The organism is Azospirillum terrae, assembly GCF_053470425.1.
Genome location: NZ_JBPXMR010000005.1, coordinates 129,772 through 149,738, shown reverse-complemented (window position 1 = coordinate 149,738; position 19,967 = coordinate 129,772). Strand labels below are relative to the sequence as shown.

Sequence of the window (19,967 nt, the reverse complement as noted above, 5' to 3'; positions counted from 1 at the left end):
TCGAGTCCCGAGGACTATAGGCAGTGCGGCACGGTGCCGCAACGCGGCGCTTCGGCCGAACGTTTCCGGGGCCGGGCAAATTCCCGAAAATTATGCCTAAAACAATGAATATTGACCGTTGGCTTGGCAGGGTCTACCACTTTATTTCGGATATGCAACGTACATTGCATTTACCCTAAAGCAACTTTCCGATTTTTGCTTTGCGATGTTTTCCGAAGCGCGGCCGATGATTGTGGCGGCGCCTTGTCCCGGTGGGAGCTGACGGAGAGGGCTGGTGGAACCACAAGACATCCAGCGCTGGTTGGACCCGGATTGGCGGGCCAAGCTGGAAGCTTGGTGGGAAGGCTATGACCTCGCGAGCCTGCGCAACGAGGCCAAGGCGCTGCGGGCGTCGCGCTGGACCGCCAAGCCCGACGTGCGCCGCATGGACACCGCCGCGGTCACCGCGGACCCGCTGCACCCCGCCGATACCCCCACCGACGCCCCCACCGACGCCCCCACCGACACTCCAGTTTCCGCCGCGGTGCCGGACGACGACCCGGAAGCGCGCGGCCTGGAAGGGCTGGACATCGACCGCCGCGGCAAGCCGGTGTGGTCGGTCGAGCAGGCGCGCGGCGCGCAGATGCTGTGGGGCGAGGACTTCGTCGGGCCGGGGAACGGGGCGTTCATGGTCGATGCGGTGCGCTCCTTCGGCCTCACCCCGGCCAAGAGCGTGCTGGACTGCTCGGGCGGGCTGGGCGGGGCGGCGCGGGCCATCGTCTCGGCCTACGACACCTGGGTGACGGCGCTGGAGCCGTCGCCGCTGCTGGCGCGGCTGGGCATGCGCCGCTCGCAGGCGCTCGACCTCGACCGCAAGGCGCCGGTGATGCCCTACGACCCGGAGGCCTTCAGCCCCGCCGGCAGCTACGACCTCGTGCTTGCCGACCGCATCGTCCACCGCGTCCGCGACAAGGAACCCTACCTCGACCACCTCTGCGATTGCGTGAAGCCCAAGGGCTCGGTGCTGCTGATGGACTATGTGATCGACGGGGCGCCCGGCTCCAGGGACAGCTGGAACGCCTGGAAGGACACCGAGCCGCTGGAGCTGTACCCCTGGACCGCCCAGCGCATGAAGGACGAGTTGACGCAGCGGAACATGGACGTGCGCATCGTCGAGGACCTGACCCCGACGCTGCGCCGCCTGATCGTCGAACGCGTCCGCTGGCTGGCCGAGGCGCTGCAAAGCGCTGCGGTGGACAAGGGCCTGCTGGCCGGGCTGGCGCGCGAGCTGCAACTGTGGTGGGCGCGCCTGAGGGTGCTCGGCCATGGCCTGCGCTATTACCGCTTCGTGGCGATGAAGCCGGCGTGAGTTTCTGGCCACCATTTTCCACGTGAAGACTTGGTACTCCCCCCTCAGTCGTATTTCCGAACGTCGTCGATGACCTTGCCGTCGTTGGGCAGGCTGCCGGGCGGCTCCAGCTCGACGCGGCCCTTCAGCTTGGTCACGGCGGCGAGGCTGTCGGCGACGGCCGACTCCAGCCCCTCTTCCGGCACCGCCTCGATCTTCAGCACCATCACGTCGGTGTCGCCCTGCCGGTCCACCACCAGCCGGGCGCGCAGCACGTCGGGGTGGCGCGTCAGCACCTCGGCGATCTGGCGGGGGTGGACGAACATGCCCTTGACCTTGGTGGTCTGGTCGGCGCGGCCCATCCAGCCTTTGATGCGCGTGTTGGTGCGCCCGCACGGGCTCACCCCCGGCAGCACCGCCGACAGATCGCCGGTGGCGAAGCGGGTCAGCGGGTAGGCGGCGTTCGGCACGGTGATCACCACCTCGCCGACCTCGCCGGCGGGGACGGGGTCGCCGGTGCCGGGGCGGACGATCTCCAGGATCACCTCCTCGGCCACCACCAGCCCCTCGCGGGCGGAGGTCTCGTAGGCGATCAGGCCGAGATCGGCGATGCCGTAGCTCTGGAACACCTGGATGCCGCGCTCGGCGTACAGCGCGCGCTGCGCCGGCAGGAAGGCGCCGCCGGTCACGTGGCCAAGCCTCAGCGAGGGCAGGGCGACGCCCAACTCGTCCGCCTTCTCCAGGATGATCTTCAGATAGTCGGGCGTGCCGACGTAGGCGGCCGGCTTCAGGTGGGCGATGACCTGCACCTGCTGCTCAGTGTTGCCGGTGCCGGCCGGGAAGACCGGGCAGCCGATGGCGTGGGCGCCGGCCTCGAACATGCGGCCGGCTGGGGTGAAGTGGTAGGCGAAGCAGTTGTGGACGATCTGCCCCTTGCGCACGCCGCTGGCGTACAGCGCGCGGGCGGTGCGGTAGTGGTCCGGCCCCTGGCCCTCCGGGTCGAAGATCGGCCCCGGCGAGCAGTAGATGCGCGCCAGATCGGCGACGGCCACGCCGGTCAGCCCGCCGAACGGAGGCTCGCCCGCCTGCATCTCGGTCAGGTCGGACTTGCGCGTCACCGGCAGCGAGGCGAGCGCCGCGCGGCTGGCGATGCTGTGCGGGCCGATGTCGGCCAGCAGCCGGGCGTAGGCCGGCGCGTTGGCCTTGGCATGCGCCACATGGCCGGGCAGCGCCGCCATCAGCGCCGCCTCGCGCGCCTGCGGATCGCGGGTTTCCAGGGTGTCGTAGTGCTCGCCGGTCATGTGCGTTTCCATCCCGTTTTTTGCTTGCCGCCACGGTAGCCTTTCTGGACGGCGCTGGACAGGCCCGGATGACTCTCCCCGGCGGGCGTGTTGCCGCATATCGGAAAAAATTTGGCGGAGTGATGCCCATCACAGCCGGATGAGCGGCAATTGGCTAAAATGTAATGCATCAACCAGCCCTCGGGAGCTTGCCATGGACGCCGCCCTCTCCGACCTCTCGTCCTTCCCCCTGATGAGCCCGGTTCTGCCCGCCAACGACAACGAGGCCGACGCGCGCTTGATCGTGGACGTCCTGTCCAAGCTGCGGGACCTGCTGATGGCGGACGCCCGTCAGGCCTGATGCGGCGCGCAGCCCCGGCGAGCCGCGCCGCCACTGTGCGCCGTTGTGCACACCCCGGCGAATGCACAATGGCGGGGATCAGCCAATGTCCGTGTCATCCCAAGAGCTTACGGCCGGTCGTTCGTGCGCGGCCGTGTAGCACCTTCTTCGAAGGCGAAGGACGTCTCCGGGGCGGATGCAACACGATGCAACGCTGTGCGACGCCTTTCACGGAGGCGTTGCATTCGGCCACCGAGCGGACGCAATTCGGGTGTTCGCAGGACTGATATCCTAAAGAGGGTGTGCGACTGCGTCAAGATCGGGCCTCACTCGGCCTTCGGAGCCGCCTTGCGTTCGATCCGCTCGCGCACGGCGTCGGAGCACCCGCCGGTGGCGTGCATGACTATGCCAACAGCTTTCCGTGCCAAACGCGAAGGATTGTCACAGCGTCTTCGCCGACTTCATAGACGATCACGTACGGTGTCGCTGCGAGAAGTTCTCGGGTTCCTGGGATTCGGCCGCGCCGACCACGAAGCGGAAGGGCGCAAAGGCTGTCGCCGGTCGTGAACAGCGTGATACCGAGTTCGCGCGCCGCCAACGGATTCACTTCGGCAAGATAAGTGACGTGCGACTGCACGTCTCGAACGGCCGGCGTGGTCCATATGACCTTCACGGCAGAGGTGGGTCCGTCATCTTCCCCTGCGCGAGATCCAGCAGCCACTCGCGCATGCGCTCATGGGGGACCACGTCGCCGCGCTTGGCTGCGGCGCGCGCTTCCTCGACAGCCGCGCGAAGCTGTTCCAACTCGATGTCGTTGTCGTCGGGGATGCGCTGGGCCTGGGTCATGGGTCCAAGATGGCATCTACGCGCTTCGCTGTCGAGTGCGCGCCGAGGGGTAAACACGCGGGGGCGCCTACCCGTCCGCCTTCAGTTTCTTTGCTGGTTTCTTCAGTTCCTTAGCGTGCTCAGGGATCAGTCTCTCCAGAAGCTTCAGCCCGCGTTCGATCTGGTCGTAGCCGGCGAACAAGGCAACGAAGCCGAACGCGGGGACGCCGAATACGGGATCGGTGAGCGCACTGACCAGCCCGGCAAAGCCGAAGATTGGGGCGTGCTTCAACACCACCTCGGCACCATCAAGGGCGCCCCGCTGCACCCGGTCCCATATGTCCCAGCCGAACCGGACCACTTCCGAAAGGAAATTGCGGTTGACTACCACCTGTTCGACGATCCGCTCCCGTTGGGCATCCGCTGGGCCATCCGCCGCCTCGCACGTCATGGTGCTCATGGTTACGAGCGCGGCGGCGGCCTGTTCGGTCACCACCTCCGGCGCTTGCGCCGCGACCTTGGAAACCTCCGCCAGCGCTTTGGCGATCTGCCGTTCCTGCCCCGGCGGGATGGCCCGCGCGATCTCCTCCCGCTCGCGGTTGCGTTGGTCGGGGAAGCTCAGCATTAGTTCCCGCCCGATGAGGGCGAGCCCCGTCACCTGCATGGTCGGGTCGTCCGCCAACTCTCGCGATGCCCCCGCGGTTTGGAGAGTCACCACCGCGGCGTCGATGGAAACGAGCCGGCAGCGCAGCAGGAAGGGGTTCAGGTCGGCCGCCGCGGCCGGCAGGAAATCGCGCAGCCGCGAGACCTCGGCCTCCAAGAAGGGCACGGCGTTGCGGGCGTTCTCCAACCGCTCCGCCGCTTGGACCGCCCGTTCCCGCAACTCGTCCAGAAACGCTTGTGCGGCTGCGAGGTTAGTTGCCGTGACATCCTGGGGCGCCAGTCCGATGCGGCCGCCCTGCTCGGTGAACCGGTAGGCCGCTGGCACCTGCGGCGGTACGGCCGTCTCCGCGTCCTGCTCCGCCAGCCACGCCGCAATATCCGCGTTGACGGCCTTCGCGCCGCGATCCCACCACCCCTGCGGTTGCAGGGCGATCCGGCGGGTCAGAGGCGGGCCGAAACGGTCGCTCGGCGTGGTGCCGGACAGCGGCAGCAGACCCTCGTACCAGTCGAACCAGGGGGCGAAGCCGGCTTTGCGGAGCGCAGAATCGCCGCATAGCGCGGTCCAGCACTTGCGCGCCCAGGCTGGGGTCTTTGCTTGCGGCCAGAGCGGTGTCCGCAGGAGGGAGATGACCGGGTCACTGGCTTCACCGATGGTGAGCGTGCATGCATCGCTTTCTACGGCCTTCCAAGAAGCGGTGAAGGCGGCGGGGCTGATGGCGGCAGCGTCGGCGGTGGCACTGACGACAGCGTCGGCGGTTGCTGCATGAATGTCGGTATCGTTGGTGGCGTAAGCGACACGGGCGGCAGCGGCGTAGGTAGTGTAGACATAGGCAGCGCGCGAGAGCGTCCCGTCGGGTGGCCCCAACTCTGCAGTCGACGAGATGAGCGCGGCGCGGAACACGGCAAGGGTCAAGGTTGTAGATTTAGAAGCATCGCGTTGGTGCTCTGCCAGTCTTTCCAGAACCGGCAGTGCCCGCAACGCTGCGCGCGCCGCGATGGCCATAGCCCACGCGCGTGGCTTGCCGGCCAGCCAGTGCTCAAACTCCTTTCTGGAGGTGATTATCACTTGTTCTGCCACAAATCGATCCATCAACGCCAGAATACGCACCTCAGGATAGCAGATCGCCGTCTTTGGAGAAGCGGCGATTACCGAGCATTGGGCGGCGTTTCCGGGGTGATGTCCGTCCAAAAACGGCGCACAAACAAAAACGCCCCCGCCAATCTCCCGGCGGGGGCGCTTCGTTTCCAGTGCTATCCGACGCTTACGCGTTGGCGAACTCCGGGATCTGGTCGAAGTTCATGTAGCGGTAGACGTCGCCGGCCTTCTGGTTGACCACCGCGACCTGATCCATGTACTCGGCCACGGTCGGGATCTTGCCGATCAGCGCGCACACCGCCGCCAGCTCGGCCGAGCCGAGATAGACGCGGGTGTCCAGGCCCAGGCGGTTCGGGAAGTTGCGGGTGGACGTCGACATCGCCGTCGAGCCCTTGCGGACCTGCGCCTGGTTGCCCATGCACAGCGAGCAGCCCGGCATCTCCATGCGCGCACCGGACTTGCCGAGCACGCTGTAGTAGCCCTCCTCGCTGAGGATCATCGCGTCCATCTTGGTGGGCGGCGCGATCCACAGGCGGGTCGGGATGTCGGACTTGCCTTCCAGAACCTTACCGGCCGCGCGGAAGTGGCCGATGTTGGTCATGCACGAGCCGATGAACACCTCGTCGATCGTGTCGCCGGCAACCTCGGACAGCAGCTTCACGTCGTCCGGGTCGTTCGGGCAGGCGACGATCGGCTCCTTGATGTCGGCCAGATCGATCTCGATCACCGCCGCGTACTCGGCATCCGCGTCCGGCTGCAACAGGTCCGGCTTGGCGATCCAGGCCTCCATCGCCGCGATGCGGCGGCCCAGCGTGCGGGCGTCCTGGTAGCCGTTGGCGATCATCCAGCGCATCAACGCGATGTTGGAGCGCATGTACTCGATGATCGGCTCCTTGTTCAGGCGCACCGTGCACGCCGCCGCCGAACGCTCGGCCGAGGCGTCGGACAGCTCGAACGCCTGCTCGACCTTCAGGTCGGGCAGACCCTCGATCTCCAGGATGCGGCCGGAGAACAGGTTCTTCTTGCCCTTCTTCTCCACCGTCAGCAGACCCTGGCGGATGGCGTAGAGCGGGATGGCGTTGACGAGGTCACGCAGCGTGACGCCCGGCTGCATCTTGCCCTTGAAGCGCACCAGCACGCTCTCCGGCATGTCCAGCGGCATGACGCCGGTCGCGGCGGCGAAGGCCACCAGACCCGAGCCGGCCGGGAACGAGATGCCGATGGGGAAGCGCGTGTGGCTGTCGCCGCCGGTGCCGACGGTGTCCGGCAGCAGCAGGCGGTTCAGCCAGGAGTGGATGACGCCGTCACCGGGGCGCAGCGCGACGCCGCCGCGGGTCGAGATGAACGACGGCAACTCCTGGTGCGTCTTCACGTCCACCAGCTTCGGATAGGCGGCGGTGTGGCAGAACGACTGCATGACGAGGTCGGCCGAGAAGCCCAGGCAGGCCAGATCCTTCAGCTCGTCGCGGGTCATCGGGCCGGTGGTGTCCTGCGACCCCACGGTGGTCATCTTCGGCTCGCAGTAGGTGCCGGGGCGGATGCCCTTGCCCTCGGGCAGGCCGCAGGCGCGGCCGACCATCTTCTGCGCCAGCGTGAAGCCCTTGCCGCTGTCCGACGGCGAGGTCGGCAGGCGGAACAGGGTGGACGGGGCCAGGCCCAGCGCCTCGCGGGCGCGGGCGGTCAGGCCGCGGCCGATGATCAGCGGAATGCGGCCGCCGGCGCGCACTTCGTCGAAGATCACGTCGGACTTCACGGTGAACTCGGCGATGACTTCGCCGTTCTTCAGGGCCTTGCCCTCATAGGGGCGCAGCTCGACCACATCGCCCATCTCCATCTTGGAGACGTCCAGCTCGATGGGCAGCGCGCCCGCGTCTTCCATGGTGTTGTAGAAGATCGGCGCGATCTTCGAGCCCAGGCAGACGCCGCCGAAGCGCTTGTTGGGGACGAAGGGGATGTCCTCGCCGGTGAACCACAGGACCGAATTGGTCGCCGACTTGCGCGACGAGCCGGTGCCCACCACGTCGCCGACGTAGGCGACAAGGTTGCCCTTGGCCTTGAGGGCTTCGAGGTGCTTGACCGGGCCGCGGGTGCCCGGCTCTTCCGGCTCGATGCCGGGGCGGGCGTTCTTCAGCATCGCCAGGGCGTGCAGCGGGATGTCCGGGCGCGACCACGCGTCGGGGGCCGGCGACAGGTCGTCGGTGTTGGTCTCGCCGGTCACCTTGAAGATGGTCAGCGTCAGGCTGGCCGGGACCTCGGGGCGCGAGGTGAACCACTCCGCGTCGGCCCAGGACTGGATGACGCCCTTGGCGTTGGCGTTGCCCGCGTCGGCCAGCGCCTTGACGTCGTGGAAGTAGTCGAACATCAACAGCGTGGTCTTCAGGCCGGCGGCGGCCGCGGCGCCGCACTCGGCGTCGCCCAGCAGCCCGATCAGCGGCTTGATGTTGAAGCCACCGAGCATGGTGCCCAGCAGTTCCGTCGCCTTGACCTTGGAGATCAGCGCGCACGCTTCCTCACCCGCGGCGACCTTGGCCAGGAACGCGGCCTTGACCTTGGCGGCGTCATCCACGCCGGCGGGGACGCGGTGGGTGATGAGGTCGACCAGGAAAGCCTCCTCGCCCTTGGGCGGGGACTTCAGCAGGGCGACCAGTTCCTCGGTCTGCTTGGCGGTCAGCGGAAGGGGCGGAATTCCGAGCGCAGCACGCTCAGCCACATGCTGGCGGTAAGCTTCAAGCACGGCTAGGTCCTCTCGTTGCGGGTTGTTGATCGACGTGCGTTTCTTGTTCTTAGGCTGACCATTCCGACCCATTCCGATGGGCTTCTCGTGGATTTGCGGCGTGTGGCCGCATCCATCTTTGTGTTCGTGCGGAGGGGGTGGGGGCGGCGGAATCGTTTCGGCCATTGCTTCGGCCTCTGCCTCGCATGGACCCGTCGACGAATTCGGACATCGCCCCTACCTTGGAACCTGTTCACACAGGCGCGTCCGGGGATGACAGTACCCAGAACGGCGAGGTGTTATATCCCCGTGCCCGCACTGCGGCAAGCAATAGGCGACTCGTTGGGCTTCAGGCTGCGCCGGACGTGTCCAGGGCACCGGCGTCCAGCACCAGCACGCCGTCCTCGTCGGCGAACAGGCGGTCGCCGGGGCTGACGCGGATGCCGGCGAAGCTGATCGGCAGACCGGTCTGGCCCTCGCCGTTGCGCACGGTCTTGCGCGGGATCGCCGCCAGCGCCTTGATGCCGAGGTCGAGGGTGAGCAGCACGCCGGTGTCGCGCACGCAGCCGTGGATGACCACCCCTTCCCATTCGTTCTTCACCGCCGACTTGGCGATCAGGTCGCCCATCAGCGCCGCGCGCAGGCTGCCGCCGCCGTCCACCACCAGCACCTTGCCCTTGCCCGGCGTGGCGAGGATCTCCTTCACCTGCGAATTGTCCTCGAAGCACTTCACGGTCACCACCTCGCCGGAGAAGCGGTGGCGCCGGCCGAAATCGCGGAACACCGGGTCGGCGACGCGGGCGGTGGCTTCGAAGCGGTCGTAGAGATCGCAGGTGCTCTCGAACATCGTGGGTGTCTCCCGAAGCAGGAATCGCAAAGCGTGGGCGCGACGATAGGGGAAACGCACCCGAAACGCACGATTTCCGCCCGCTTGAGGATCGAATCTCTGCCTTCCGCCTTATACCGGTGCAGGACCAGCACTCTATATCCTCAAAAAGACCGTTCGTTCGACGTCAGCAGCGGAGGCCGCCCCGTGACCACCTTCACCGGACATGACCAGCTCAAGACCCGCCGCACCCTGACCGTGGGCGGCAAGAGCTACGGCTATTACAGCATCAAGGCCGCCGAGGAGGCGGGCTTGGGCGATCTGTCCCGCCTGCCGTACTCCATGAAGGTGCTGCTGGAGAATCTGCTGCGCTTCGAGGACGGCCGCTCGGTCAGCGTGGACGACGTGAAGGCCGTCGCCCAATGGCTGAAGGACAAGCGCTCGGATCGCGAGATCGCCTACCGCCCGGCCCGCGTGCTGATGCAGGACTTCACCGGCGTGCCGGCGGTCTGCGACCTCGCCGCCATGCGCGAGGCGATGGCCGACCTGGGCGGCGATCCCAAGAAGATCAACCCGCTGGTGCCGGTGGATCTGGTCATCGACCACTCGGTGATGGTGGACTTCTTCGGCACCAGGGACGCCTTCGGCAAGAACGTCCATCTGGAGTTCGAGCGCAACGGCGAGCGTTACGCCTTCCTGCGCTGGGGCGGGAAGGCGTTCGACAATTTCCGCGTGGTGCCGCCGGGCACCGGCATCTGCCATCAGGTCAATCTGGAGTACCTGGCGCAGACGGTGTGGACCGACACCGACCCGGCCGGCACGCTGGTCGCCTATCCAGACACGCTGGTCGGCACCGACAGCCACACCACCATGGTCAACGGCCTGGGCGTGCTGGGCTGGGGTGTCGGGGGCATCGAGGCGGAGGCGGCCATGCTCGGCCAGCCCATCTCCATGCTGATCCCCGAGGTGGTCGGCTTCAAGATGACCGGCACGCTGAAGGAGGGCTCGACCGCCACCGATCTGGTGCTGACCGTCACCCAGATGCTGCGGTCGAAGGGGGTGGTCGGCAAGTTCGTCGAGTTCTACGGGCCGGGCCTGGACGGGTTGACGCTGGCCGACCGCGCCACCATCGGCAACATGGCCCCGGAGTACGGCGCCACCTGCGGCATCTTCCCTGTGGATGCCGAGACCATCAACTTCCTGAAGTTCACCGGCCGCGACGCCGACCGCATCGCCCTGGTCGAGGCCTACGCCAAGGCGCAGGGCATGTGGCGCGAGGCGGGCTCGCCCGACCCGGTGTTTACCGACACGCTGGAGTTGGACCTCAGCACCGTCGAGCCATCGCTGGCCGGCCCGAAGCGCCCGCAGGACCGCGTGGCGCTGTCCGCGGCGGCGCAGTCCTTCGGCAAGGATCTGGTGGAGGCGTTCAAGGCCGAGGAACCGGCCCGCACGGTCAAGGTGCAGGGCGCCGATCACGAACTGGAGCAGGGGGCGGTGGTCATCGCCTCGATCACGTCGTGCACCAACACCTCCAACCCGGCGGTGCTGATCGCCGCCGGGCTCGTCGCCCGCAAGGCGGTGGAGAAGGGGCTGACCCAGAAACCGTGGGTGAAGACCTCGCTGGCGCCGGGCTCGCAGGTGGTCACCGACTATCTGGCGAAGGCCGGCTTGCAACCGTACCTGGACCAGTTGGGCTTCAACATCGTCGGCTACGGCTGCACGACCTGCATCGGCAACTCCGGCCCGCTGCCCGACCCCATCGCCGCGGCGGTGGAGGAAGGCAATCTGGTGGTCGCCGCCGTGCTGTCCGGCAACCGCAACTTCGAGGGTCGTGTCAACCCGCACACCCGCGCCAACTACCTCGCCAGCCCGCCGCTGTGCGTCGCCTACGCGCTGGCCGGCAACATGCGCATCGACTTGAGCAAGGACCCGCTGGGCACCGGCAAGGACGGCCAGCCGGTCTACCTGAAGGACATCTGGCCGAGCGCCCGCGAGGTGAACGACGCCATCAACGCCTCCCTGTCGCCGGAGATGTTCCGCGCCCGCTACGGCGACGTGTTCAAGGGGCCGCCGGAGTGGCAGGCCATCGCCACCGCCGAGGGGCAGACCTACAAGTGGCAGGAAGCCTCGACCTACGTGAAGCTGCCGCCCTTCTTCCAGGACATGCCGCGCACGCCGGGGGCGGTGTCGGACGTGCACGGGGCGCGGGCGCTGGCGGTGCTGGGCGATTCCATCACCACCGACCACATCTCGCCCGCCGGCTCGATCAAGAAGACCAGTCCGGCCGGCGAGTATTTGCTGAGCTACCAAGTGCGCCCGCAGGACTTCAACTCGTACGGCGCCCGGCGCGGCAACCACGAGGTGATGATGCGCGGCACCTTCGCCAACATCCGCATCAAGAACGAACTGGTGCCGGGCGTCGAGGGCGGCGAGACCAGGCACATGCCGTCCGGCGAGCGCATGCCGATCTACACCGCGGCCATGCGCTACGCCCAGGAGGGCGTGCCGCTGGTGGTGATCGCCGGCAAGGAGTACGGCACGGGCTCGTCGCGCGACTGGGCGGCCAAGGGCACCAAGCTCTTGGGCATCAAGGCTGTGATCGCCGAGAGCTTCGAACGCATCCACCGCTCGAATCTGGTGGGGATGGGCATCCTCCCCCTACAGTTCAAGGACGGGTTGACGCGGAACGATTTGAAGCTGGACGGCTCGGAAGCCTTCGACGTGGTCGGCATCGAGCAGGATCTGCGGCCCCGCAAGGACGTGACGCTGACCGTCACGCGGGCCGATGGGCGCAAGGAGGAGCACAAGCTGCTGCTGCGCATCGATACGCTGGACGAGGTCGAGTACTACCGCAACGGCGGGGTGCTGAACTTCGTGCTGCGGAATCTGGCGGCGTAGAGACTTAAAGCCCCTCTCCCTCTACGGGATCGGCGCGTGCAAGCGCCGATGGTTGGGGAGAGGGTGGCGCCGGCAGCGCCGGCCAGTCGCTTTTCACCGCACTGCCGTGCGGCATGCCCCCTCTCCCCAAACCCCTCTCCCGCGAGGGGAGAGGGGCTTCAAGATGAAGGGAAATACGCTTTAGAGGATCAGCGCTTTTTCGCGCTGAATGGTGCCGGACACCAGGACGGTGTCCTTCTTGTCCAGGCGCTCGCGCAGTTTCGGAAAATCGACCTCTTCCTCCTGGCGGATGTGGCCTTCGATCAGGGTCTTCAATTCCCGGACGAGGCCGTTCCAGCGTTGATCGTCCTTCGGCGTCTGCTCCAGCGCGAACAGTCGCACCTTCATGTCGGCGTGCTCGTCGTAGAGGTGCCGGGTGTCCTCGGTCGCCCGCGCCCGGTCGAACAGCAGCGGATAGACCACGTCTTCCTCGGCCAGCGCATGCGCGGCCAGCCGGCGCTTCAGGCGGAGCAGCAGTTGCGTGCGGTTGAAGGGAGCGTTGTCCGGGCTGCGCTCCAGCGCGTCGAGCAGCGAGAGGATGGCCCGGTGATCCTCGGCCAGCGCGTCGAACGGATCGCGCCCGGCGGCGGCCTGCGCCGAGCCCGCCGCCTGGGCCAGGATCGGTGGCAGGACCCGGCTGGCGATGAGGGCCACCACCGCACCCCCGGCAAACGCGGCCAAGCTGCGCCCGGAGAACCATCCCGTGTCCGTCGCCATGGGTTCCGTCCTTTCCTGCCGGTTGTGGGGTAACAGGCAGGCAACAGCGGGCGGGGAGGGGCGTTCCAGTCAGGCGTCCCCGTACAGTTCCTCCAGCCGCCACTCCGCGCCGAACCGTGGCAACACCAGCACCGCGGTGGGGCCGCTCAAATGCGGCGCCAGAGTCCAGGCGCCGTTGACGGTGCGGGTCCAGTGCTCGACCGCGTAGGCGTCCTGCTCGACCAGCAGGATGTCGGTGAGGCTGTCCACCGCCTGATAGGCGTGCAGCTTCTTCATCATTTCGGTGGCGCTGTTGGACGGCGACAGCACCTCCACCACCAGCGCCGGGGCGCCCGGCGTGTTGCGGTCGCTGCCGCAACGGACCAGCACGTCCGGACCGAGATTGTAGTCGCGGTCCAGGCGGATCTCCACGCCGGTGCCGGTTTCCGTGCGGCAGGGTAGCTTGCCGGCGCGGATGGCGTTGAACAGGTGCGCGCCGATGGTGGCGGCGATCTGCCCATGCCGCGACGTTGGAAACGCCTGCGCCACCACGATCACGCCGTCGATCAGCTCGGCCTTGCGGTCGCCGAAGCGCATGGCCTGGAATTCCTCCAGGGTCACGGGGTCGATCCGTTGCGCCGCGTTGGCCATGCCGCGTTCTCCTCCACGTCCACAACGCCAGTGTGACGCAAAGCGCTCCCGTGGTGAAGGGGGCGTCACATCCCCATCAGCGCGGCCAGCTTCGCCCGTACCTCGGCCAGCGTGGCCGGCGGCACGGCGCTGCCGGCGTAAGCGATGGGGCGGGCCAGCGTGTCGATGCTGCGCACGTGGCTGGTCAGCACCTCGCCGGAAAGCGGCAGGCCGTCGGGCAGCACGGCGCTGGTGGGGAAGGGGCGCACGCGGGTGGTGATCGGGCAGACGATGGCGAAGCCGGAGACGCGCCAGAACGCTGCCGGTGACACCACCAGCGCCAGCCGGCGTCCGCTCTGTTCGCGCCCGACGCGCGGATCGAAATCGGTCCAGATCAGGTCGCCGGCATCAGGCTCATAGCTCATTCGCCCACGGCCTCGCGGCCGGCGTCGGGACCCCAATCGAACGCCGCGCGCATCTCCTCGGGGGTGATGCCCTCCAGCAGTTCGTCGAGTGTGTAGTGCGGGCGGCTTACGGAGATGATGATCCGGTCGCCTTCCGCCTCGATGTCCACGCGAGCGCCCTCCGCGAGGCCGACGCGGCAGGCGATGTCCTTGGGAATGCGAACGCCGAGGCTGTTGCCCCAGCGGGCGAGTTGAACCTGCATGCCGTCCTCCATCCCGTCCATGACGATGATATGGGATATCCGCGGGATATACAAAGCGCTTCCCGGCGTCTGCCGAAAAGAATCGCGGGGACCGGAGCGCACAGCTCCGGCCCCCACGGCGGGAGTCCCCGGCATTGGAGTGGGTACGCACGATGCAGCCGAATCGTGGCCGTATCCGGCGGGCGTCGGGTTGATGGCGGTCAAGCCGTCGTGCGGCAGGGCGTCGCGGAAACGGAAGGAGGGACCGGCCTCAATGCTGCGCGTGGCTCGCCGCCGACTGTTCCAGGCTCTTGATGCGGGCCATGCCCGGCAGGATCTCGGACTTGATGAACTCCAGGCGGCGGTTGGGGCCGCCGCCGCCGCGGGCGAAGCGGGCCTTCCACAGGTCCATCTTCACCGCCAGACCGCACAGCACGCCGCCGATGGTCACGTGGTGCGCGGTGATCAGTTCGCGGATCGAGCGGAAGGTCTCGGCGTTGATGTCGCGCCAGAAATCGCGGGACCGGTTGTCGAAGCTCTCGAACCGGCCGGTGATCGAGGTCGAGATGTCGGTCAGGTCGCGGCTGATGTCGTCCAGCATCTTCACCTGCCGGGCGTCGCGCTTGACCTCGGTGGAGGAGCGGATCTCGGCCATCCAGGACAGGAAGCGCTGGATCTCGGGGACGAGATCGTCCAGGCATTTCTTGAAATAGGCCAGCGACAGGAAGATGTCGCCGTAGTCCTCCAGGAAATTCGGGATGTCCATCAGCCCGATGTCCAGCCGGTCGGCCATCATGCGCAGATTGCGCAGCGCCTCCTCGCGGTTGGGCGAGGCGAACATCTTGATGAGCTGGTCGACGCTGTCGATCTCCACATTCTCCGACCCGTAGACGAACTCCATCAGCGGGCGGGTGAAGACGGTCATGTACTGCGTCAGTTCGACCTTCTTCTTGTCCGACAGGGTCAGCGCCTCGTGGTGGCTGATGTCGATGTTCAGCCGGCGCAACTCGATGCGCGAGGTGTAGACGTCGAAGCTGGCGGCCTGCGCGATCTTCTCGATCTTCGGCAGGTCGCGCTCGACCTCCTCCTTGTAGGATTCGAAATAGACAGGAATGTCGCGCGGCTTTACCTGACCGCTGCCGGTCTGGGCGTCGTTGAAGATCTCGATGACGGTTTCCAGGCGCACGTTCTTGATCAGGCGCGCGTGCTGCAACCCCGGCGTCTCGAGTGGAATCATGGACAGGGGAAGGATGTGCAGGGCGTCGCGTGCCTCGTCATCCCAGGCCTTGCGCCGTGCGTCGTCGCTCTCCGCCTGTTGACCGCCGCTCACGGACTCTCTCCTGAAAACGCGAACCAGGCCGAGTGGTCCTGCCGCCAGCTTTCCTTACAATACCGGGCGGCGCGCCCGACACAAGCCGGAATACCGCCGGGGTGGCGTACCGGTGAGCGTCAGTGGACGCTCACCGGCTCCAGGTCGTTCTGGCGGACGGCGGCGGAGGCCACGTCGCGGTCGGGCAGCACGGTCAGCGGCGTGCCGTCGGCGGCGTGGATGGCGAAGGCGGCGACCCCGTTGACGAGGACCGGCTTGACGTAGGCCAGATGATCGACGCCGAAGGCCGCGAAATCCTCGGCGGACAGGTGGCGCACGATGGCGGGGGAGGTGTTCATGTCGGCACTTTCTTTAAAGAGCGGGCTTCAAAAAGAGAGCGGTGCTGCGTCAGGCGTCGGAGCGGTCGGGCGCCACGTCGATGGTGCGGGCGGTGCCGCCGTCGTCGGGCTTGGGCTGCTCGATCTTGATGGTGCGCACCTTGGGCTCGGGCATCGGCCGCGTCAGGTCGATGTTCAGAAGGCCGTTGTCCAGCGACGCGCCGATCACCTCGATCCCCTCGGCCAGCACGAAGCTGCGCTGGAACTGGCGGGCGGCGATGCCGCGGTGCAGATAGATCCGGCTTTTGTCGTCCTGCTGGCGTCCGCGGATGACGAGCTGGTTGTCCTCGATCTGCACCGACAGATCTTCGGCTGAGAAACCGGCCACCGCGAGCGTGATCCGCAGGCCGTCGTCGCCGGTCTGCTCGATGTTGTAGGGCGGGTAGCCCTCGGCCGAGCTTTTGGCGATGCGGTCCAGCGTGCGCTCGAACTGGTCGAAGCCGAGCAGAAGCGGGCTGTTGAAAAGCGAAAGACGTGTCGACATGGCGCATCCTCCTCGGGACTGAGCGAGTTGCTGCAAAGGGCCCGTTTCCGGCGCCCGACGGGTGGCGCAGCCCGAGGTCGTCGGCGCTGGCCTGAACAATAAGTGGGGAAGCCTATCTTTCGGTCAAGGCTTTGGCGGTCCTCGCCGGTTTGGCGCGTTGTGCCGTGGGAGACACAGGATTCACACGGATTGCACGGATTTAGGCACGGATTACACGGATTTTTTTATTCGTGCGCAGCATCGGCTTGCGGGAAAGCCGATGCGCTGCAAGCATCAAAAAAATCCGTGTAATCCGTGTTCAAATCCCCAAAATCCGTGTGAATCTTGTGTCCCTGCTTATCCCAACAGCTCCGCCACATGGTCGGCGATGGCGAGGCAGGAGGTCAGGCCCGGCGACTCGATGCCGAACAGATGGACCAGCCCCGGCACCCCGTGCGTCTCCGGCCCCTGGATCAGGAAGTCCGCCTGCGGCTGGCCGGGGCCGGTCAGCTTCGGGCGGATGCCGCAATAGGCCGGCACCAGTGCGCCGTCCGGCAGCTCCGGCCAGTAGCGGCGCACCGAGGCGTAGAAGGAGTCGGCGCGCGCCGGATCGACGCTGTACTCGACGCGATCCACCCACTCCACATCCGGGCCGAAGCGCGCCTGCCCGGCGAGGTCCAGCGTGATGTGCACGCCCAGGCCGCCCTCGATCGGCATCGGGTAGACCAGCCGCGAGAACGGCGAGCGCCCGTGCGCCAGCGCGTAGTAGTTGCCCTTGGCGAGGAACCGCGGCGGCACGTGCCCGGCCGGGAAACCCTCCAGCGCGCGGGCGGCGTCCCAGGCGCCCAGGCCGGCGCAGTTGACCAGCACGTCGCAGGCGATGCGCATGGGCTCGGCCCCGCCGGCCTCGATTTCGATGCCGGAATCGGTCAGGCGGCCGGCCACCAGCGGGCTCTTGAAGGCCAGCATGGCGCCGTGCTCCTCCGCCTCGCCGCGCAGCGCCAGCATCAGGCCGTGGCTGTCGATGATGCCGGTGGACGGCGACAGCACCGCCGCCACGCAGTGCAGGTTGGGCTCGAGCGCGATGGCCTCGGCGGCGCTCAGCAGGCGCAGATCGTCGACGCCGTTCAGCGCGGCCTGCTTGCGGATCGCCTCGAACCTGGCCAGCTGGCCCTCGTCGGTGGCGACGATCAGCTTGCCGATGCGCTTGTGCTCGACGCCGTGCGAGGCGCAGTAGGCGTACAGCGCGTCCCGCCCGGCGACGCACAGCCGCGCCCGCAGCGTGCCGGTGGGGTAGTAGATGCCGGCGTGGATGACCTCGGAGTTGCGCGAGCTGGTGGCGGTGCCGATGGCGTCCTCGGCCTCCAGCACGATCACCTCACGCCCGGCCAGCGCCAGCCGGCGGGCCACCGCCAGCCCGACCACCCCGGCTCCGACGACCACGCACTCCACCCGCTCCATGCACCGTCTCCGCTTGTGATGACGGGGGGAAGGGTGGGGGCAATCGGCGCGGCGCGCAACCACCGAATCCACGGACATCCGTCCCGGATGCGTGTATGGTTTTGCGCTAATCCACGCCTCTGACGGACTTGGTTCATGGCAGGCGACACTGCACACGCCGTCCTCGGTATCCTTCAGCACATCGGCCTGTTCGCCATCATCGTCGTCGGCTATGGCGTGGTGCGCGGCCGGCTGGGTGCCGTGCGGCGCAATCCGCGTGCGCAGGAGATCGTCCTGGGCGTCTTCTTCGGCGCCGGTGCGGTGTTCGCCATGATCCAGGCGGTCACGGTGATGCCCGGCGTGATCCTCGACGCGCGCTCCACCATGCTGGCGCTGGCGGCGCTGTACGGCGGGCCGGTGGCGGCGTTGATCGCCGGCGCCATGGCCGGCGGCTACCGGCTGTTCCTCGGCGGCAGCGGCGCCCCGGCGGGGCTGCTGGCGCTGGCGGCGGTGACGGCGACGGCGCTGGGCTACGCGGCGCTGGCGCGTCGGCGCGGCTGGCCGCTGGACACGCTCCGGCTGGCGGCGCTCGGCCTGTTCACCACCAGCGCCAGCCTTGCGGTGGTGGTTCCGGTCATGGGGGTCGAGCGCGGCGCCGCGGTGGTCGGCACGCTGGCGCTGCCGCTGCTGGTCGCCAACAGCGTGGGCACCGCCTTCCTGGGCACGCTGCTGCGCCTGGAGGAGCGGCGGCACGCCGCCGAGGCGGCGCTGACGCTGAGCGAGGCGCACTACCGCGCGCTGTTCCACGAGGCGACCGACAGCCTGTTCGTCGTCGACGTGGCGGACGGCGGCTTCACCTTCCAGTCCTTCAACCCCGCCACCGAGCGCTGGCTCGGCATCGCCAACGGCGCCGGCACCGGCCGGCGGCCGGACGAGGTGCTGCCGCCCGACGTGGCGGCAACCTGCATCGAACACTATCGCCGCTGCGTCGCGGTGGGCGAGACGGTCCGGTTCGAGATTACCGCGGATCTGGGCGGCAGCACGCGCACCTGGGACACGGTGCTGGTGCCGCTGTCCGGCGTGGACGGCCGGGTGGTGCGGCTGCTGGGCACGTCGCGCGACGTGACCGAGCACCGCCGCCTCGTCGCCTCGCTGGCCGAGGCCAAGGAACAGGCGGAGGCCGGGGCGCGCGCCAAGTCCGACTTCCTGGCCGCCATGAGCCACGAGATCCGCACGCCGATGAACGGCATCATCGGCTACGCCACCTTCCTGGAGGATCTGGCGACCACCGCCGACCAGCGCCACTACGCCCGCCAGCTCCGTCAGGCGAGCCGGTCGCTGCTGGCGATTATCAACGACGTGCTGGATTTCTCGAAGATCGAGGCTGGCAAGGTCCGCGTCGATTCGGCGCCCTTCGACCTGCGCGAGGCGGTGGAGCAGGTGGTGGCCCTGGTGCAGCCCGACGCGCGCGAGAAGGGGCTGGACCTGCGCCTGGACCTCGCCCCCGACCTGCCGGCGTGCGTCACCGGCGACGCGGTGCGGCTGCGGCAGATCCTGCTGAACCTGCTGTCCAACGCGGTGAAGTTCACCCCGCGGGGCGGGGTCGCGCTGTCGGTGCTGCGCCTGGACGCGGCTATCGGCACAGTGACGCTGAACTTCGTCGTCGCCGACAGCGGCATCGGCATCGCGCCGGACAAGCAGGCGCTGCTGTTCGAGAAATTCTCCCAGGTGGACCGCACGGTGGCCCGCAAGTACGGCGGCACCGGCCTCGGCCTCGCCATCTCCAAGGCGCTGACCGAGGCGATGGGCGGCAGAATCGGCTTCCACAGCGTCGCCGGGGTAGGCAGCACCTTCCACGTCACGCTGACCCTGCCGGTGCCCGACGCCGCGGCGCTGGCCGCGTCGTCGGCGGGCGGGGCGCACGCCGCCGACGCGCCGCGCCACGGCCGCATCCTGCTGGCCGAGGATCTGGCGATGAATCAGGAGCTGACCGGCACCATGCTGCGCAAGGCCGGCCACACGGTGGACATTGCCGACGACGGCGCCCAGGCGGTGGAGGCGGTGCGGCGGCAGCGTTACGATCTGGTTCTGATGGATTTGCAGATGCCGGTGATGGACGGGCTGCTGGCCACCAAGGCGATCCGCGCGCTGCCCGGCGGCAACGGCGCGGTGCCCATCGTGGCGCTGACCGCCTCCGTCCAGCCGGAGGAGATCGAGCGCTGCCGCGCCGCCGGCATGGACGGCCACGTGGCCAAGCCGGTGGAGCGCGATGCGCTTCTGGGCACCATTCAACACTGGCTGCATCCGGCGGCGAGGGCGGTGCCGGCACCGGCGTCGGTCAAGGCGGGCTGACGGATGCGAACGGACCGGAAAACGGC

Annotated in this window: 18 protein-coding genes; 4 read left to right on the top strand and 14 right to left on the bottom strand. The window is 67.9% G+C overall.

Annotated elements, in window-relative coordinates:
* Nucleotides 1-274: 274 nt before the first annotated feature.
* On the top strand, nt 275-1,348 hold the full coding sequence (locus ACSVDD_RS15310; RefSeq protein WP_448190229.1) for a class I SAM-dependent methyltransferase: 1,074 nt from the start codon (nt 275-277) through the stop codon (nt 1,346-1,348).
* 44 nt (nt 1,349-1,392) lie between these two features.
* Here ACSVDD_RS15310 and ACSVDD_RS15305 read toward each other — a convergent pair whose 3' ends face one another.
* On the bottom strand, nt 1,393-2,628 hold the full coding sequence (locus tag ACSVDD_RS15305; protein WP_448190228.1) for a phenylacetate--CoA ligase family protein: 1,236 nt from the start codon (nt 2,626-2,628) through the stop codon (nt 1,393-1,395).
* Nucleotides 2,629-2,821: 193 nt separating this feature from the next.
* Here ACSVDD_RS15305 and ACSVDD_RS15300 point away from each other — a divergent pair, with 193 nt between their 5' ends.
* Nucleotides 2,822-2,968, top strand: a complete 147-nt coding sequence (locus tag ACSVDD_RS15300; protein ID WP_448190227.1) for a hypothetical protein — start codon at nt 2,822-2,824, stop codon at nt 2,966-2,968.
* Nucleotides 2,969-3,350: 382 nt separating this feature from the next.
* Here the strand turns inward: ACSVDD_RS15300 and ACSVDD_RS15295 are convergent, their stop codons facing one another.
* From ACSVDD_RS15295 to rraA, 5 genes are all read right to left on the bottom strand, one after another.
* The gene (locus ACSVDD_RS15295) at nt 3,351-3,620 is read right to left on the bottom strand and encodes a type II toxin-antitoxin system RelE/ParE family toxin (protein WP_448190226.1); all 270 of its coding nucleotides are present in this window, start codon (nt 3,618-3,620) and stop codon (nt 3,351-3,353) included.
* Nucleotides 3,617-3,793 (bottom strand): hypothetical protein, encoded by a 177-nt coding sequence (locus tag ACSVDD_RS15290; protein ID WP_448190225.1) that lies wholly within the window; start codon nt 3,791-3,793, stop codon nt 3,617-3,619. Before ACSVDD_RS15290 ends, ACSVDD_RS15295 begins: the two co-directional genes overlap by 4 nt.
* A gap of 67 nt (nt 3,794-3,860) precedes the next feature.
* Entirely contained in the window at nt 3,861-5,624 is a 1,764-nt protein-coding gene (locus ACSVDD_RS15285) for a hypothetical protein (RefSeq protein ID WP_448190224.1), read from the bottom strand.
* A gap of 73 nt (nt 5,625-5,697) precedes the next feature.
* A complete protein-coding gene (gene acnB, locus ACSVDD_RS15280) occupies nt 5,698-8,265 on the bottom strand; it encodes a bifunctional aconitate hydratase 2/2-methylisocitrate dehydratase (protein WP_448190223.1) in 2,568 nt (855 codons plus the stop codon).
* A gap of 328 nt (nt 8,266-8,593) precedes the next feature.
* On the bottom strand, nt 8,594-9,091 hold the full coding sequence (rraA, locus tag ACSVDD_RS15275; RefSeq protein WP_448190222.1) for a ribonuclease E activity regulator RraA: 498 nt from the start codon (nt 9,089-9,091) through the stop codon (nt 8,594-8,596).
* A 186-nt stretch (nt 9,092-9,277) separates the two neighbouring features.
* On the opposite strand from rraA, the gene acnA reads away from it, so the two are divergent.
* On the top strand, nt 9,278-11,968 hold the full coding sequence (gene acnA / locus ACSVDD_RS15270) for an aconitate hydratase AcnA (RefSeq protein ID WP_448190221.1): 2,691 nt from the start codon (nt 9,278-9,280) through the stop codon (nt 11,966-11,968).
* Between the two features lie 180 nt (nt 11,969-12,148).
* On the opposite strand, the gene ACSVDD_RS15265 is transcribed toward acnA, so the two are convergent.
* From ACSVDD_RS15265 to ACSVDD_RS15230, 8 genes are all read right to left on the bottom strand, one after another.
* Nucleotides 12,149-12,724, bottom strand: a complete 576-nt coding sequence (locus tag ACSVDD_RS15265) for a hemerythrin domain-containing protein (RefSeq protein ID WP_448190220.1) — start codon at nt 12,722-12,724, stop codon at nt 12,149-12,151.
* A gap of 69 nt (nt 12,725-12,793) precedes the next feature.
* Nucleotides 12,794-13,354: a Uma2 family endonuclease gene (locus ACSVDD_RS15260; RefSeq protein WP_448190219.1), complete on the bottom strand. Its 561-nt coding sequence runs from the start codon at nt 13,352-13,354 to the stop codon at nt 12,794-12,796.
* A gap of 65 nt (nt 13,355-13,419) precedes the next feature.
* Nucleotides 13,420-13,758 carry a type II toxin-antitoxin system PemK/MazF family toxin gene (locus tag ACSVDD_RS15255; protein WP_448190218.1) on the bottom strand — a complete coding sequence of 113 codons (339 nt, stop codon included), beginning with the start codon at nt 13,756-13,758 and terminating at the stop codon, nt 13,420-13,422.
* Nucleotides 13,755-14,000, bottom strand: a complete 246-nt coding sequence (locus tag ACSVDD_RS15250) for an AbrB/MazE/SpoVT family DNA-binding domain-containing protein (protein ID WP_448190217.1) — start codon at nt 13,998-14,000, stop codon at nt 13,755-13,757. The genes ACSVDD_RS15255 and ACSVDD_RS15250 overlap by 4 nt, the downstream gene beginning before the upstream one ends.
* A 250-nt stretch (nt 14,001-14,250) precedes the next feature.
* A complete protein-coding gene (locus tag ACSVDD_RS15245) occupies nt 14,251-15,309 on the bottom strand; it encodes a hypothetical protein (RefSeq protein ID WP_448190216.1) in 1,059 nt (352 codons plus the stop codon).
* A gap of 119 nt (nt 15,310-15,428) precedes the next feature.
* Entirely contained in the window at nt 15,429-15,647 is a 219-nt protein-coding gene (locus tag ACSVDD_RS15240; protein WP_448190215.1) for a DUF1150 family protein, read from the bottom strand.
* Nucleotides 15,648-15,696: 49 nt separating this feature from the next.
* Nucleotides 15,697-16,170, bottom strand: a complete 474-nt coding sequence (locus tag ACSVDD_RS15235; protein WP_448190214.1) for an Hsp20 family protein — start codon at nt 16,168-16,170, stop codon at nt 15,697-15,699.
* A gap of 336 nt (nt 16,171-16,506) precedes the next feature.
* Nucleotides 16,507-17,610 carry an NAD(P)/FAD-dependent oxidoreductase gene (locus ACSVDD_RS15230; protein ID WP_448190213.1) on the bottom strand — a complete coding sequence of 368 codons (1,104 nt, stop codon included), beginning with the start codon at nt 17,608-17,610 and terminating at the stop codon, nt 16,507-16,509.
* Nucleotides 17,611-17,745: 135 nt separating this feature from the next.
* On the opposite strand from ACSVDD_RS15230, the gene ACSVDD_RS15225 reads away from it, so the two are divergent.
* Nucleotides 17,746-19,941 carry a hybrid sensor histidine kinase/response regulator gene (locus tag ACSVDD_RS15225; protein WP_448190212.1) on the top strand — a complete coding sequence of 732 codons (2,196 nt, stop codon included), beginning with the start codon at nt 17,746-17,748 and terminating at the stop codon, nt 19,939-19,941.
* Nucleotides 19,942-19,967: the final 26 nt, after the last annotated feature.